Raw genomic sequence first — 15,116 nt, forward strand, 5'->3', positions numbered from 1 at the left:
AATTCCATCGTAATGCGTAGTCCGTCACCGGCACGCGACGGCGCCCTGATGGCGCGGCGCGTACACTGTGTCCCCCTTTTTTTCACGAGACCGGCGCAGCCCGGATCCCCATGAGCGCCGAAGCCATTCCCACGCCGTTCGCCGATTTCGGCCTGTCCGAGCCGCTGCTGCGGGCGCTGACCGACGTCGGCTACGAGTCGCCCTCCCCGATCCAGGCCGCGACCATTCCGCCGCTGATGGCGGGCCGCGACGTGCTCGGCCAGGCCCAGACCGGCACCGGCAAGACCGCCGCCTTCGCCTTGCCGGCGCTGGCGCGGCTCGACGCCGCCGCCCGCAAGCCGCAGGTGCTGGTGCTCGCGCCCACGCGCGAGCTCGCCATCCAGGTGGCCGAGGCGTTCCAGAAGTACGCCACCCACCTGCCCGGTTTCCACGTGCTGCCGGTGTACGGCGGCCAGGGATACGGCCCGCAGCTGGCCGCGCTCAAGCGCGGCGTGCACGTGGTGGTCGGTACCCCCGGGCGCGTGATCGACCACCTCGACCGCGGCACGCTGGACCTGTCGGAACTGCGCACGCTGGTGCTCGACGAGGCCGACGAGATGCTGCGCATGGGCTTCATCGACGACGTCGAGGCGGTGCTGAAGAAGACCCCCGCCACCCGCCAGGTGGCGCTGTTCTCGGCGACCATGCCGTCGCAGATCAAGCGCATCGCCCAGACCTACCTCAAGGATCCGGTCGAGATCGCGATCAAGTCGCAGACCACCACCGCGGCCAACATCCGCCAGCGGGTGTGGATGGTCAGCGGCACCAACAAGCTCGACGCGCTCACCCGGATCCTGGAGGCCGAGCCGTTCGACGCGATGATCGTGTTCGCGCGCACCAAGCTGGGCACCGCGGAACTGGCAGAGAAGCTGGCGGCGCGCGGATTCGCCGCGGCCGCGATCAACGGCGACCTCGACCAGAAGCAGCGCGAGAAGACCATCCAGTCGCTCAAGGACGGCCGCATCGACATCCTGGTGGCGACCGACGTCGCCGCGCGCGGGCTGGACGTGGACCGCATCAGCCACGTGCTGAACTACGACATTCCCTACGACACCGAAAGCTACGTGCACCGCATCGGCCGCACCGGCCGCGCCGGACGCAGCGGCGAGGCGATCCTGTTCGCCGCGCCGCGCGAACGCGGCATGCTCGGCGCGATCGAACGCGCCACCCGGCAGAAGATCGAGGCCATGCAGCTGCCCAGCGTGGAGACGGTGAACGAGCGCCGGGTGTCGAAGTTCATGGAGCGCATCACCGGCGCACTCGAGAGCCCGGACCTGGCCCTGTTCCGCGACCTGGTGGAACGCTACGAGCGCGAACACGACGTGCCTGCGGCCGAGATCGCGGCGGCGCTGGCCAGGATCCTGCAGGGCGATACGCCGCTGCTGCTGGCCGCGTCGGTCGAGCGCACGCGCAAGGATCGGGACGAGGGGCGCGGCCCGCGCGAACGCATGGAGCGTCGCGAGCGCGATGCCCCGGCCGCGGCCTCATCGGCACCCGCCTCGGCACCCGTATCGGCGCCGGCATCCGCTCCCGCGCAGCGGCCCGCGCGGCGCGAGCGACCCGCCAACGCCGGTGAGACGCTGTTCGAAGAGGCCCCTTCGCCCGCCGAGCGTGCGTCGCCGCGACCGCGCGGCGCGCCGGCGGCGCCGCCCGTCGCGGGCGGCGACTTCGCGATGGAGACCTTCCGCATCGAGGTCGGCCATGCGCACGGCGTGCAGCCGGGCAACATCGTCGGCGCGATCGCCAACGAGGCCGACCTGGAGAGCCGCTTCATCGGCCGCATCGACATCCGCGACGACCACAGCCTGGTCGACCTGCCCGAGGGCATGCCGCGCGAGGTGCTCGAACACCTGAAGAAGGTCTGGGTGTCGGGCCAGCAGCTGAAGATGCGCCGCGCCGAGGCCGGCGACGCGCGTCCGCCGCGCGGTCGGGCCCCGCGTCCCGGCACCGGCCCCGGCGCGGGCAAACCGCGGCCTCGACCAGGCGGGAAGCGGCCGCCGCGGTAGCGCGGGGACGCTCCCGCTTCCTGTGAAGCGCACGGGCGGCTGGACGGGGAGCCCGCAGCCGCACCCCATCCGCCTTCGTCACCTTCCACCCGTGAAGGGTGCACTGCCCGCAAACGTGGGAAGGAAAGCGCGGACCGGGCTGGTACGAGCACGCGCCTGCGGCACGACCCTGTCCGCGTTCGCCGCCGTCCCGCCGTGAAGGGCGCAATGCCTCCGCAGGCGAAGGGCCGGCCGAACCGGGATTGGTCCGAGGCCGACCGCCCGGCCAGGCGATCGCGTCCGCCTGAAGATCGACTCCCGCCCCGATGCAATCCGGACCCCGATCCGGTCCGCATTCGTCACAGCCGCAACCGCGTGGTTCCGCTCCAGGCCATCGCTTCCTAGAATCGCTGCATGCCCCGCATCCTCGTCTTCCAGCACGTGGCCGCCGAACCGCTCGGCACCCTCGACCCGCTGATCCGTCGCCGCGGCCACCGCATCCGCTTCGTCAACTTCGAGCGCGACCCCGACGCCCAGCCCAGCGTCGACCGCTACCAGGGGCTGGTGGTGCTCGGCGGCCCGATGAACGTGCAGGAGCAGGCCACGCGCCCGCACCTGCGCACCGAACTGGCCGCGATCGAGCGCATGCTCGGCCAGGGCAAGCCGGTACTCGGCATCTGCCTGGGCGCGCAGCTGCTGGCGCACGCGCTGGGCGCGCCGGTGAAACGCCACCACGTGCCCGAGATCGGCTGGTACCGCCTGCGCGCGACGCAGGCCGGACGCGACGATCCGGTGCTCGCCCCGCTGGGCGAGGACGCCCCGGTGTTCCAGTGGCACGGCCACCACTTCGAGATCCCGCGCACCGCGACCCATCTCGCGCGCAGCGATACCTGCGAACAGCAGGCCTTCCGCTGGGGCGAGAAGGCCTACGGGTTCCAGTTCCACCTGGAGATGGACGAGCCGCTGATCGAACGCTGGCTGGCCACGCCCGGCTACCGCGAGGAACTCGAACGCCGCGAAGGCCTGCACGACGAAGCCGCGATCCGGGCCCATACCCGCGAGCACATCGCGACGATGCAGGCCGGCGCCGACGCGGTATTCAACAATTTCCTCGACCTGGTCGGGCGCCCGGACCGGCGCATCGCCCTGCCCTCGCGCGAGTTCGGCGAGTAGCGCCGCGCCAATCGACGGCGGGCCGCTGCCGGCGCGCCGTCGCGTTGGCGGGCTCAGGCGCGGGCCACCGGCCGCGCGCGCAGCCCGAACCAGCCCAGCTCGGCGAACGCCAGTACCGCCAGCGCCTGCGCCAGCACGAAAGCGACGCCCATCGGGCCCGGTTGCCAGGCCCCGCCCCACACGACCCATGCGCTGGCCGCGACCCATGCGAGGTTGACCACGACCACCGCGGCCACCCAGCGCCGTGCCGGTGCCACCTGCCGCGACAGGCCGTAGACCAGCGCCACGAACGGCAGCAGCACGACGCCGGCGCCACGCAGCAGTCCGGCAGGCAACTGCAGCACCGGGGCGAGCACGTCGGCGGCGGCCACCAGCACCACCGCCGTGGCGCCGGAGGCGACGGCGTCGAGCAGCAGCACGCGCGGCAGGAAGCGGGGATGGGCAAGCATCTGGCGCAGTGTCATGGCGATCTCCTCGGGTCGGATGGGACGCCGTCATGCTGGCTGCGCGGCGTCACCGCCGCGATTACCTCCCGGGTAAGGTCAGGGCGCCGGGCCAGCGGCTATCGTGTGGTCCATGAACACACCTTCCCCCATGCGTCCCGCCGTCGGCACCCAGCTGCGCGACTGGCGCCAGCGCCGGCACCTGTCCCAGCTCGACCTCGCCGGCCTGGCCGACATCTCCGCGCGCCACCTGAGCTTCGTCGAGACCGGGCGCTCGCTGCCCAGCCGCGCGATGCTGCTGCGCCTGTCGGACCGGCTCGAGGTGCCGCTACGCGAACGCAATGCGCTGTTCGTGGCTGCGGGCTATGCCCCGGTCTACAGCGAGCGCCGCATCGACGATCCCTCGCTCGACCAGGCGCGGCAGGCGATCGAACTGGTGCTGCGCGGCCACGAGCCGTATCCGGCGCTGGCGGTGGACCGCCACTGGCGGCTGCAGGCGGCCAACCGCGCGCTCGCACCGCTGCTGGCCGGGGTGGCGCCACACCTGCTGGAGCCGCCGGTCAACGTACTGCGCCTGAGCCTGCACCCCGAGGGCGTCGCGCCGCGGATCGCGAACCTGGGCCAGTGGCGCGCGCACCTGCTCCACCGCCTGCGCCAGCAGGTGGCGGCGACCGGCGACCCGGTGCTGGTGGCGCTGGACGCCGAACTGTCGGCCTACCCGTCACCCGACCACGACGAGACGCCGGACGCGAACGCGGTGGTGGTGCCGATGCGCCTCCATTCCGCACTGGGCGAACTGGCCTTCCTCAGCACCACCACCGTGTTCGGCACGCCGGTGGCGGTGACCCTGTCGGAACTGGCGATCGAATCGTTCTTTCCGGCCGATGCGCAGACCGCGGAGGTGCTGCGCAGCGCCGCGTTCGCCGACGCGATCGAAGCGAGTCCGTTCCTGGCTCCGGGCGCGTGAGCGCGCCACGCCCGGGCCTGCCGCGTGCGACCGCATCGCGCCGCAGCCGTGCACCGGGGCCGCATGCAGTCCGCACGCTGCCGCGCGCGCCCCGCACCTGCCGTGGGCGATGGCATTCCGCCCGCGCCGTGGCGACAAGACGCCCTACCGAATCGGTTGCACGTCCCCGTCGGCCGGCACCGGCGGCGCCGGTTGGTCCGCCGGCGCGACCTCGGGCGGGGATCCGGGCGCCGTGACGCGCTCCATCACCCCGTCGGCCACCTGGTCGGCGACCCGCCCGGCCACCTCGCCCGCCACGGAGGACGGTTGCAGGACCTCCTCGATGCGGCGCCCGCCGAAGTCCGGCCCCAGCACGTAGACCAGCTCCGAGACCGTGGGCCAGCCCAGGTGCGGGGCGAGGAACCAGTACGCGCCCACCAGCGCCAGCACGAAGAACACGATCTTGAGCAGCGCGCCGACCAGCTTGTAGGCCAGGTAGGCGCCGAGCACCAGCAGTACCAGCCCCATCCAGCTCATGCGGCCTGCACTCCCGCATGGACCGGCGCGGGATGCGCGCCGCCGGCCAGCGGCCGCAGGTCGGGATCGAGTGCGACCCGGTCGTCGAACACGAAGCAGCGCCCCTCGAAGCCCTCGCCGCCCACGGCTTCGAAGTAGCCGAGGATGCCCCCTTCGAGCTGGAACACCCGGTCGATGCCGCTGGCGCGCATCCACGGCGCCGCCTTCTCGCAGCGGATGCCGCCGGTGCAGTAGCTGACCACGGTGGCGTCGGCCAGCGCGGCGCGATGCGGAGCCAGCGCCGCGGGCAGGTCGGTGAAGTTGTCGATCGGCAGGGTCAACGCCCCGGCAAAGGTGCCGTAGCCGGTTTCCTCGCGGTTGCGCGTGTCGAGCGTCACCACCGGGCGGCCATCGTCGTCGCGGCCCTGGCGCAGCCAGCGCGCCAGCACCGCGGGCGCGACCGCGGGTGCGCGTCCGGCACGCAGCGGCGACGCCCCGTCACGCCGGAAACTGATGATCTCGCGCTTGAGCTTCACCTTCAGCCGCGCGAACGGCACCGCCTGGCTCCAGCTGTGCTTGACTCCGATCGCGGCGAAGCGCGGATCCGCGCGCAGCCGATCGAGGAAACCCTCGATCGCGTCGTCGGCCCCGGCCAGGAACAGATTGATCCCCTCGGGCGCCACCAGCACAGTCCCGCGCAGCGCACCGGCCTCGGCCCAGGTGCGCAGGTCGGCGGCGAGGGCCGGCGGGTCGTCGACCTCGACGAAACGGTAGGCGGCGATGTTGCGGATCATGGCGCCATTGTAGGGGGCCGACCGGCGCTACTCGTGGTGGTCGCGCACGAAGCGGTCGAGCAGGCGCACGCCGAAGCCGGAGGCTCCCTCGGGCACGGTGGGATCGGCGCTGTCGTTCCAGTCCGCGCCGGCGATGTCCAGGTGCGCCCACGGCAGCGCGCGATCCACCCATTCACCGATGAAGTAGGCGCCGACACCGGCCCCGGGCGAACCGCCCCCGTTGCGCAGGTCAGCGATCGGCGATTCCAGGCGCTTGCCGTAGTCGTCGCGCAGCGGCAGCCGCCACAGCGGCTCGCCGCTGGCCTCGCCGGCCGCGAGCAGTTGCGCCGCCAGGGCGTCGTCGCGCGAGAACAGGCCCGCGTAGTCGCCGCCGAGCGCGGTGACCACTGCACCGGTGAGCGTGGCCACGTCGATCACCAGCTTCGGGCTGTCCTGCCGCTTCACGTACCACAGCGCGTCGGTCAGCACCATGCGGCCCTCGGCGTCGGTGCTCATGATCTCGAAGGTCTTGCCCGATGCCGTGCGCACCACGTCGCCGGGTCGCGACGCGCTGCCCGAGGGCATGTTCTCGGCCAGCGCCGCCACCGCCACCGCGTTCACCGGCGCCTGGCGGCCGGCCAGCGCCAGCACCGTGGACACGACCGTCGCCGCGCCCGTCATGTCGCCCTTCATCTGCCACATGTTGGTATTGGGCTTGATCGAGATGCCGCCGCTGTCGAAAGTGATGCCCTTGCCGACGAAGGCCAGCGGCGGCTCGCCCGCGGCACCGCCGGCGTAGCGCACCAGCAACAGGCGCGGCGGGCGCACGCTGCCCTGACCGACGGCGAGGATGCCGCCCATGTCCAGCGCCCGCATCGCCGGCACGTCGAGCACTTCGATGCTGAGCGGCAGGCCGCGCGCGGCGGCACGCACGCGGTCGACGAACTCCTCGGGCCACAGCGCGTTGCCCGGTTCGGTGGACAGGTCGCGCGCGAAGGCGACCGCCCCGGCCACCGGCTGCCACTGCGCGCGATACCCCGCTTCGGCCGCGGCGCCCTCGCGGGTGCGGATCGCCAGCGTTCCCTGCCCGGCCGCGGCCGGCGCGTCCTCGTCGGACTTCGAGCGGTACTTGTCGAAACGGTACTGACCGATCGCGGCGCCGAAGGCCAGGTGCGCGGCGGCCCCGGCTTCGGCGCCGTCCCACACCAGGTCCACGCGCGCGGCGCGGCTCTTCGCGAACGCCTGCGCCACGCGGCCGCCGACGTCTTCCAGCTCGCGCGCCGACTGCAGACCGGCGTCGCCCAGTCCGAGCACCAGCAGGCGCTCGTAACCGGCGAAGCCACGCAGCTCCAGCCGGCTGTCGGCCTTGCCGCGGAAGCCGTCGGCCTCCGCCGCGCGCCGCAGCGCCCCGCCTGTGCGCGCATCGACGATGTCGAAGCTGCCACCAGTGGGCAGCCCTTCGGCAACCGTGATCGCGACCGAGCCGTTCTCCGGGACCTGGTGCGCCTCGAACGCCAGCGCGCGCTGCGCCAGGGCCACGGACGGCCATGCGGACACCATGCCCAGGAACATTGCGAGCGCGAACAAGAATCTGGACATCGGATGCCCCATGAGGACGGAACGGGAGATTGCGCGCGACGCACTCTGAAGCGCCGGCGCAGGAACGACGACCTTACCCCGCGCCATCCGGCGTCGCGGCCTGCCGAAAGTCATGCGCGCTGCGAGCTGCGCTTCCCCATCGCCGCCGCCAGCGCCATCAGGGCCGCGCCGACCGCCATCGCGATCGCCACGTTGCGCAGTTCCGCCAGCGCCGCGTGCGCCACCAGCCAGGCGATCACCAGCATCGCCGCGGCGGCGACCCAGCCGCCGGCCGGGACCCGGAACGCGGCCGGTGCGATGCCCGCCCCTTCACGCCGCCGCAGGACCGGCAGCGCGAGGCAGGTCGCCGCATAGGCCAGCAGGCGCGTGATCGTGCTCAGCGCCACCGCGGTGAGGAACGATCCCGACAGGGTGAGCGCCAGCATGCACACGGCGGTGAGCGCGATCGCCCAGTGCGGCGTGCGGTAACGCGCGTGCGTGCGTGCGAACGCGGCCGGCAGCTGGCCGTGTTCGGCCATCGCGTACAGCAGCCGCGGCGCGGCCAGCACCAGGCCATTGAGCGTGCCCGAGATCGACACTACCGCGCCGAACACGATCACCGCGGCCCCGAGGCTGCCCGCGAAGCGCCCCGCGGCATCGGCCAGCGGCGTGGTGGAATCCGCCAATTCGGGCAGGGTGCCGATCGAGACCACCTGGATCAGCAGGTAGAGCGGCACGATCACCGCCATCGAGGCCAGGATCGCGAACGGCAGGGTGCGCCTGGGTTCGCGCACTTCGCCCGCCGGCACCGTGGCGGTCTCGAAGCCGGTGAAGGCGAACACCAGCAGCAGGATCGCTGCCGGGTACTCGCCCGCCGCAGGCGTGGCGGTCGGCACGAAGTTCGCGGGCGCGACGAAGAACAGGCCCACCGCCACGAACAGCACCAGCGGCACCAGCTTGCCCACCGTGAACACGTTGGCGACGATCGCCGCGGTGCGCACGCCGCGGATGTTGATCGCCGCGATCACCAGCGTCGCCAGCGTCGCCACCGCCACGCGACCGGGGAGCGAGGCGACCGCCGGCCACGGATGCGCCAGGTAGTCGATCAGCAGGTTGCACAGCGCCGCGAACGCGGTCACGCGCGTCAACCAGACCAGCCAGCCGACCTGGAAGCCCACCAGCGGGCCGAACGCGGTGCGCGCGTACAGGTACGGTCCGCCGGTGTCCTCGAAGCGGCTGCCCACCTCGGCGAAGCACAGCACCACCAGCAGCACCAGCAGCGCGCACGCCAGGTAGGCCAGCAGCGCATACGGCCCGAGGAGGTCGTGCACGCGCGAGGGCAGCCCGAAGATGCCGGCGCCGATGACGGAATTGATGAACAGCGCGACCATGCTGCCCCGTCCGATGCCGCGGACGAGGTCGCCCTGCGCGCGTGACCCCATCGATCAGCGCCCGATCAGGATGGCGGGCAGCGCCATCAGCCCGAGTAGCAGCGCGATCGCGACCACGATCAGCGCCACCCGCAGCGGATTGGCGCGCGCGATGTCGGCGAAGGTCTCCGCGGTGCCATCGCGCACGGCCTGTGCGTGCTCGCCCCGTACGCGTTCGGCGCGCTGGCGCTGGTACTCGGCCATGCGGCGCTTGGCCTCGGGCACGTCGGTGTCGTGGCGGACCCAGATCCCGCCGGCGGAAATGCCGAACGGCCCCGGCCGGGTCTCGTAGTGTTCGATCCGCGCCGCGTCGAGGAAGGCGCGGACGTCGTCGGCCTCGTCGTCGGGCACGTGGCGCAGGTTGAGCAGGAGTTTCGCCATCGACGCGATCATAGCCCGATCCGCCGCGAGGCCGTCGCCACGATCGTCTTCCCGCCTACGCGGATCCGCCGGTTTTGAGCGCACGACACCTGCGCGCCATCGCAATGCACCCGGTGGAGCGCCGCGCCACGCTCGCAGACGGGCGCGCGCGATCGACCGCACGGTGCATGCTCAGCGCTTGCCGGTGACGACCCGCCGCAGGTTGGCGCGCGCCTGCGCGTCGAGGCGCGCATGGAAGAAGTCGCTCAGGTAGATCCGCGGCCTGGCCAGCAGCGCCTTGAGGAAGCGGCGGCGGTTGATCCGGAACAGCCAGTCCGGCACGTGGCCGCGATATTCGGCGGCGATCGCACGGTCGTAGGCGTCGAACACGTCCGGGTCGGCGCCGAGGATCGCCATGTCGCAATCGAGGAAGTGGCAGCTGTCGACGGCGACCGCGGTCTTGCCGAAATCGTGGGCCGACAACTGGCCGTGGCGTGCGGTGAGTTCGATCAGTTCGGCCACGCGTGCGCGGTCCAGCGGCGCGTCCGGCAGCCAGCGCGCGATCTCTTCCAGCGCGAACTGCGCCGAGCGCGCCTCGTTGTCGCGCCGGCCGGCCTCGTACACCGCATCGTGGTACAGCACCGCCAACCGCACCTCGTCGGGCTGCACCCAACCCGGACCCGCCGCGACCGCATCGTAATGACGCAGCACCTCGCGCACGTGGTCGAAGTGGTGGTACGCGCGCGGCGGCGTGGCATAGGCGGCCTCGAGCGCCTCGAGCTGTCCCGGCGGCAGCGCGATCACCTGCGCCGTCAACCCGACTGCCAGGGGCGCACGACCAGCGCCGCGCCCACGATCACCAGCAGCGCGCCCGTGACGCGCACGAGGTCGGCCGGCCGTGCCGTTCCGAGCACGCCGAAGTGGTCGAGCACCAGCGACGACACCACCTGGCCGAGCACCACCAGGCAGATCATCGCGCCGGCGCCGAGCGTCGGCACCAGCCAGGTGGCCGCGAACACGAACACCGCGCCGATCGCGCCGCCGACCCAGATCCACGCCGGCAGCGCAGCCACCGGCACAGCGGGCAGCAACGGCGTGCGCGTGACGACGATCACCACCCCCAACAGGCAGGTCCCCACCAGGAACGAGACGAACGCGGCATACAGCGCGCCCTGCGTGAGCGCGCCCAGGCGCGCGTTCACCAGCGCCTGCAGCGGCAGCAGCGCCCCGATCGCGACCGCCGCCACGATGCCCAGCGATGCCCAACCCTTCATGCCTGTCCCGCTCCGGAGATCGTTCGTCGGATGTTGACCAGTCTAGTGGGTCGGGCGTGGAAAGCCGCATCCGTGGCCGTGGGCGCCCTGAGGGCCGATCACCGCCCCCGGGTGCGCTGCGCTTACCCGGGCTACGCCGACAAGCCCCCCGTCGGGCATGAACTTCGCCACGGGTCGACCTGATCGACGCCACGACCGCACCGACGGACGCCACAGGCTCCCGGCGCGGAGGCGTTGCCAGGCACAGGGACGTGCCACGGCCGCGAGCGCGGTTACGGACGCGTGCCCGAGCGGGGCCACGCCCCGGCGCCGTGGGCCTGCGGCCGATCCGGAGCCCTGTACGCCGCTCGCGATGCAGCGACTACCTGCCGCGCGAATCCCGCCGCACCGTGAGCAGCGCCAGCAGCGTCAGCCCCCCCATCGCCGCCAGGTACCAGCCCACCGACTGCAGCCCGTAGCGCTCGCCCAGGCGCGTGGCGATGTAGGGCGCGGGAGACGCCCCCAGGATGCCGGCCAGGTTGAAGGCCAGCGACGCGCCGGTGTAGCGCACCGCGGTCGGGAACATCTCGGCCAGGATGGTGCCGCACGGCCCGTAGGTCAGCCCCATCGCGCCCAGGCCCAGGGCGAGGAACGCGAGCACGCCCCAGTCGCTGCCCGATTCGAGCAGCGGCGCGAACGCGAATCCGAACGCGATGATCAGCACGGTGGCGGCGAGCATCGCGTTGCGCCGGCCGAACCGGTCCGCGTACAGCGCCGCGGCCGGGATGGTCAGCGCGAAGAACAGGACGCCCAGCATCTGCAGCCAGAGGAAGTGCTCGCGCGAATAGCCGAGCTTCGAGGTGCCCCAGCTCAGTGCGAACACCGTCATCAGGTAGAACAGCACGAACGTCGCCACCAGCGACAGCGTGCCCGCCAGCAGCCGGCCCGGATGCTCGCGCAGCACGCTCGCCATCGGCAGGCGCACGCGCTCGCCCTGCTCCAGCGCCTGCTGGAAATCGGGGGTTTCGGTGATGCGCAGGCGCACCCACAGCCCCACCAGCACCAGCACCGCGCTGGCCAGGAACGGGATGCGCCAGCCCCAGGCCAGGAACGCCTCATCGCTCATGAAGTGGGTGAGCGCGAGGAACACGCCGGTGGACAGCAGGAAGCCGATCGGCGCGCCCAGCTGCGGGAACATGCCGTACCAGGCGCGCTTGCCCGGAGGCGCGTTCTCGGTCGCCAGCAGCACCGCCCCGCCCCACTCGCCGCCCAGGCCCACGCCCTGGCCGAGCCGGCACAGCGCCAGCAGCAGCGGCGCGGCGATGCCGGCCTGGGCGTAGGTGGGCAGCAGGCCGATCACCACCGTCGACACGCCCATCGTCAGCAGCGCCGCCACCAGCGTCGCCTTGCGCCCGACCCGGTCGCCGAAATGGCCGAACAGCGCCGAGCCGAACGGCCGCGCGATGAAGGCCAGGGCGAAAGTCGCGAACGACTGCAGCGTGGCCGTGGCCGGATCGCCGGGTGGGAAGAACAGGTGCGGGAACACCAGCACCGCCGCCGTGGCGTAGATGTAGAAATCGAAGAACTCGATCGTGGTGCCGATCAGGCTCGCGAACAGCACCCGGCGCTTGTCGGCGCCGGACACCGTGCGCACCGCCGCTGGGGCCGCTGCGCTCATCGCGTCGCCGCCCGCCACCGGACGCGAACGTCGCTCACTTGCCTTCGGCTTCCGGCAGCGCGTATTCGAGCGCGTACGCCGGCGGCTCGCCGCCGGGGCCCTTGAGGTAGTGGTCCATCCACCGCATCAGCCGCAGCGAGTAGTCGTAGCGCGACGCTCCGCGCGCGTTGCCGTGGCCTTCGCCCGGATACAGCACCAGCCGCACCGGCGCCTGGCCGGCCAGCTTGAGGTAGCGGTACATCATGTGGGACTGCATCACCGGCACCCGCGGGTCGGCCTCGCCGTGCAGGATCAGCGTCGGCGTCTTCGACTGCTGCGCGTAGGTGATCGGGCTGGTCTTGCGGAACAGCTCCGGGTCTTCCCAGGGCCACGTGCCCATGTGCACCAGGTGCTGTTCCCAGGGGATGTCGCCGGTGGTGACCAGGCTGGCCTGGTCGGAGATGCCGACGAACATCACCGAAGCCGCGAAGCGCTCGCTGTAGTACGTCGCGCCCCAGGCGCTGGCATAGCCGCCGTAGGAACCGCCGGTGATGCCGACCTTGTCCCTGTCCACCAGGCCGATGTCGACCAGGTGGTCGACGCCATCCACCACGTCGTCGAATTCCTCCATGCCCGGACGCCCGAAGCCCTTCTTCGAGTACTCCACCCCGCGGCCGGTGCTGCTGCGGTAATTGGGCAGGAACACCGCATAGCCCTGCGCCGCAGCGTGGTGCAGCGGCTGCGAGTACGCCGTCAGCCAGCCGTTGGTGTAGTGCGATTCCGGGCCGCCGTGGACCACGACGATCAGCGGTACGCGCGCATTGCCGCGCCGCTGCAGCGGATGCACCAGCAGCCCTTCGATCCCGAGTCCGTCGCGGGCCTGATAGCGGATCACTTCCTGGCGCGCGAGCTGCACGTCTGCGAGCCACGGATTGCTGTCGGTCAGCCGGCGCGGCGATGCGCCTTCGCCGGTGAGCAGGAACACCTCGTTCGGATGCGACGGTGTGCTGCCGATCAGCGCGATGTCGCCGTTGCCGGCGCGGTCGAACCCGCTCCACACCGGCCCCTCGGGCGCCAGCACGGTGCGCTGCGGGCCACCCGCCACGCCGACTTCGCCCAGTCGGGCCTGCACGCCTTCCCAGCTCAGGAACAGCAGCGTGTCCGCATCGCGCCACTCCACGTCCACCACGTGCCCGGGCAGATCCGGCAGCAGGTCGCGCCAGGCGCCGCCATCGCGGCCGACAACGAACAGCCGTCCCTGCTGCGCGTCGTGCTCGTCCTGCGCCGAAATGAAGGCCAGGTGCGCGCCGTCCGGACTCCACGACAGCCCGCCCACCTTGCCGGGATTGTCGACGCGCCCCAGTTCCTTTCCGTCCGGGGACACGATGCGCACGCGGGTGAACACCAGGGTGTCGTCGGTCAGCTGGCGGGGCGCGACCAGCAGCGCGAGGCGATCGCTACCCGGGCTCCACTGCACCGACTGCACGCTGCCCTCAAGCTCGATCCGGCGCGGCGATCCGGCATCGCTGCCGACATCGGCGATCCACAGCTGGACCGGGCGCCAGTCCTCCTCGTACACCTTCTGGCTGAAGCCCTGCTTCTTCAGCGCCTTGGCCTCGTCGCTCTCGGGTGCGGTGGCCAGAAGCGCGACGCGGCGTCCGTCGGGCGACAGGCTGAAGGCGGTGATGTCGGACTCGAGCGTGGCGATCGCCTCGGATTCGCCGCCGTCGACCGGGATGCGGTAGAGCGTGCGCGTGTCGTCGCCCTGGCGCTTGGCCAGGTACGCCAGCGAGCGTCCGTCCGGGAACCAGGCCACGCCGGCCACGTTCACCTTGCCGGTGACGAAGCCGCGGCCGGCGCCTTCGCGCGAGAGCGTGTGCAGTTCGGCCCAGGCCGGACCGTCGTCGTCCTTGCCGATCTCGCGCGGCACCGACAGCACGTACGCCATTCCGCGCCCGTCCGGGCTGATGGCGGCCTGGGTGACGGCCCGCGTCTTCGCGATCTGTTCGAGCGTCAGACCGCCACCGGCGGCGGACGCCGGCAGTACGAGCGCGAGCAGCAGCAACAGGCCCGCGGCCCGCAACATCGGATGGCGCATCATCGAACCCCTGTCAGGCATGAGCGGGAAACTTTGGCCCGGCCCGGGCGCGATGGCAAGCCGAACGGTCAGCGCGCGCGCCACGCCGCCGCGACCCGTTGGAACTCGCCGGCCAGGTCCTTGGCCAGGCGCGGGGGAAGGACACGCGCGATCGCCGGCAGGTCGATGCGCCCGTCCGGGAACGGATCGCCCACCCACGCGAACGCCACCCGGTTGCTCTGCCGCGCCTCCTCCAGCATCCAGACATGCTCCGCGCCGAAACTGCGCCGCAGTTTGGACAGGTGGTCGGCGAAATCGGTGGCGTAGAGGTTGCTGGCGAACACGCCGCCCGGCGCCAGCGCATCGCGGCAATCGTCGTAGAAGCGCTGGCTCGACAGTTCGGCCGGGATGCCGGACGCGTCGTATCCGTCCACCAGCAGGATGTCGAACCGACCGCGTCGTTCCTGGACGAATCGCGCGCCGTCGGCAAGCAGCACCTGCAACCGCGCGTCGTCGCGCGGCACGCGAAACGTGCGTCGCAGCGCGATCACGTGCGGATTGTTTTCCGCCACCTCCAGCCGGGTCTGCCGCAGGTAGCGATGGCAGAACTTCACCTGCGATCCGCCGCCCAGCCCGACCATTCCGATCAGTGCCGGCCGCGGACACCAGAGCAGGCTCGCCATCATGGTGCGCGTGTAGTCGACCGCGAGATGCCCGGGCCGGAAGGTCCGCATCCGGCTCTGCGACACGCCGCCCGCGAACTGCAGGTCGGTGTGGCGCCAGCCGCGCAGGATCACCGGTTTGGCGGAGGCCGACGTGGCGTCGGCACCGCCGCCGGCAGTCTCGCCGACACACGGGACGTCGGATCCGGTGCGCACGGCATGTT

The 15,116-nt window shown here is 72.1% G+C and carries 14 protein-coding genes; 3 read left to right on the plus strand and 11 right to left on the minus strand.

The features are described 5' to 3' along the window. Positions 1 to 110 precede the first annotated feature (110 nt). On the plus strand, positions 111 to 2,045 hold the full coding sequence (locus QFW81_RS00855; protein ID WP_280576666.1) for a DEAD/DEAH box helicase: 1,935 nt from the start codon (positions 111 to 113) through the stop codon (positions 2,043 to 2,045). A gap of 393 nt (positions 2,046 to 2,438) precedes the next feature. Beyond that, a complete protein-coding gene (locus tag QFW81_RS00860) occupies positions 2,439 to 3,197 on the plus strand; it encodes a glutamine amidotransferase-related protein (protein ID WP_280576667.1) in 759 nt (252 codons plus the stop codon). Positions 3,198 to 3,250: 53 nt separating this feature from the next. Here QFW81_RS00860 and QFW81_RS00865 read toward each other — a convergent pair whose 3' ends face one another. Then, entirely contained in the window at positions 3,251 to 3,661 is a 411-nt protein-coding gene (locus QFW81_RS00865; RefSeq protein ID WP_280576668.1) for a hypothetical protein, read from the minus strand. Between the two features lie 130 nt (positions 3,662 to 3,791). Between QFW81_RS00865 and QFW81_RS00870 the strand changes: the two genes are divergently transcribed. Then, complete coding sequence (locus QFW81_RS00870) at positions 3,792 to 4,607, plus strand: helix-turn-helix domain-containing protein (RefSeq protein ID WP_280576669.1); 816 nt, start codon at positions 3,792 to 3,794, stop codon at positions 4,605 to 4,607. A 144-nt stretch (positions 4,608 to 4,751) separates the two neighbouring features. On the opposite strand, the gene QFW81_RS00875 is transcribed toward QFW81_RS00870, so the two are convergent. The 10 genes from QFW81_RS00875 to QFW81_RS00920 form a co-directional block, all read right to left on the minus strand. Then, positions 4,752 to 5,123, minus strand: coding sequence for a hypothetical protein (locus QFW81_RS00875; protein WP_280576670.1), 372 nt, complete (start codon positions 5,121 to 5,123; stop codon positions 4,752 to 4,754). Beyond that, a complete protein-coding gene (locus QFW81_RS00880; protein ID WP_280576671.1) occupies positions 5,120 to 5,896 on the minus strand; it encodes a sulfurtransferase in 777 nt (258 codons plus the stop codon). The genes QFW81_RS00875 and QFW81_RS00880 overlap by 4 nt, the downstream gene beginning before the upstream one ends. Positions 5,897 to 5,923: 27 nt before the next feature. Then, positions 5,924 to 7,474 carry a leucyl aminopeptidase gene (locus tag QFW81_RS00885; protein ID WP_280576672.1) on the minus strand — a complete coding sequence of 517 codons (1,551 nt, stop codon included), beginning with the start codon at positions 7,472 to 7,474 and terminating at the stop codon, positions 5,924 to 5,926. 110 nt (positions 7,475 to 7,584) lie between these two features. After that, positions 7,585 to 8,844, minus strand: coding sequence for an APC family permease (locus QFW81_RS00890; protein ID WP_280576673.1), 1,260 nt, complete (start codon positions 8,842 to 8,844; stop codon positions 7,585 to 7,587). A 54-nt stretch (positions 8,845 to 8,898) separates the two neighbouring features. Beyond that, a complete protein-coding gene (locus tag QFW81_RS00895; RefSeq protein WP_280576674.1) occupies positions 8,899 to 9,264 on the minus strand; it encodes a DUF6164 family protein in 366 nt (121 codons plus the stop codon). 171 nt (positions 9,265 to 9,435) lie between these two features. Then, positions 9,436 to 10,059 carry an HD domain-containing protein gene (locus QFW81_RS00900; RefSeq protein WP_280576675.1) on the minus strand — a complete coding sequence of 208 codons (624 nt, stop codon included), beginning with the start codon at positions 10,057 to 10,059 and terminating at the stop codon, positions 9,436 to 9,438. Beyond that, the gene (locus QFW81_RS00905) at positions 10,056 to 10,517 is read right to left on the minus strand and encodes a DMT family transporter (protein ID WP_280576676.1); all 462 of its coding nucleotides are present in this window, start codon (positions 10,515 to 10,517) and stop codon (positions 10,056 to 10,058) included. Before QFW81_RS00905 ends, QFW81_RS00900 begins: the two co-directional genes overlap by 4 nt. 361 nt (positions 10,518 to 10,878) lie before the next feature. Continuing rightward, the gene (locus QFW81_RS00910) at positions 10,879 to 12,174 is read right to left on the minus strand and encodes an MFS transporter (protein WP_280576677.1); all 1,296 of its coding nucleotides are present in this window, start codon (positions 12,172 to 12,174) and stop codon (positions 10,879 to 10,881) included. Positions 12,175 to 12,208: 34 nt separating this feature from the next. Continuing rightward, positions 12,209 to 14,251: a S9 family peptidase gene (locus QFW81_RS00915; protein ID WP_280576678.1), complete on the minus strand. Its 2,043-nt coding sequence runs from the start codon at positions 14,249 to 14,251 to the stop codon at positions 12,209 to 12,211. Positions 14,252 to 14,319: 68 nt separating this feature from the next. Further along, positions 14,320 to 15,108 (minus strand): fused MFS/spermidine synthase, encoded by a 789-nt coding sequence (locus QFW81_RS00920; RefSeq protein WP_280576679.1) that lies wholly within the window; start codon positions 15,106 to 15,108, stop codon positions 14,320 to 14,322. Between the last annotated feature and the right edge of the window lie 8 nt (positions 15,109 to 15,116).

Origin of the sequence: Luteimonas kalidii, assembly GCF_029887935.1 — a bacterium.
Taxonomy (GTDB): Bacteria; Pseudomonadota; Gammaproteobacteria; order Xanthomonadales; family Xanthomonadaceae; genus Luteimonas; species Luteimonas kalidii.

Coding starts and splice junctions, on each gene's coding strand:
- QFW81_RS00880 (WP_280576671.1), bottom strand. CDS start 5,896: ATGATCCGCAACATCGCCGCCTACCGTTTCGTCGAGGTCGACGACCCG.
- QFW81_RS00885 (WP_280576672.1), bottom strand. CDS start 7,474: ATGTCCAGATTCTTGTTCGCGCTCGCAATGTTCCTGGGCATGGTGTCC.
- QFW81_RS00875 (WP_280576670.1), bottom strand. CDS start 5,123: ATGAGCTGGATGGGGCTGGTACTGCTGGTGCTCGGCGCCTACCTGGCC.
- QFW81_RS00910 (WP_280576677.1), bottom strand. CDS start 12,174: ATGAGCGCAGCGGCCCCAGCGGCGGTGCGCACGGTGTCCGGCGCCGAC.
- QFW81_RS00855 (WP_280576666.1), top strand. CDS start 111: ATGAGCGCCGAAGCCATTCCCACGCCGTTCGCCGATTTCGGCCTGTCC.
- QFW81_RS00905 (WP_280576676.1), bottom strand. CDS start 10,517: ATGAAGGGTTGGGCATCGCTGGGCATCGTGGCGGCGGTCGCGATCGGG.
- QFW81_RS00870 (WP_280576669.1), top strand. CDS start 3,792: ATGCGTCCCGCCGTCGGCACCCAGCTGCGCGACTGGCGCCAGCGCCGG.
- QFW81_RS00865 (WP_280576668.1), bottom strand. CDS start 3,661: ATGACACTGCGCCAGATGCTTGCCCATCCCCGCTTCCTGCCGCGCGTG.
- QFW81_RS00895 (WP_280576674.1), bottom strand. CDS start 9,264: ATGGCGAAACTCCTGCTCAACCTGCGCCACGTGCCCGACGACGAGGCC.
- QFW81_RS00890 (WP_280576673.1), bottom strand. CDS start 8,844: ATGGTCGCGCTGTTCATCAATTCCGTCATCGGCGCCGGCATCTTCGGG.
- QFW81_RS00915 (WP_280576678.1), bottom strand. CDS start 14,251: ATGCGCCATCCGATGTTGCGGGCCGCGGGCCTGTTGCTGCTGCTCGCG.
- QFW81_RS00860 (WP_280576667.1), top strand. CDS start 2,439: ATGCCCCGCATCCTCGTCTTCCAGCACGTGGCCGCCGAACCGCTCGGC.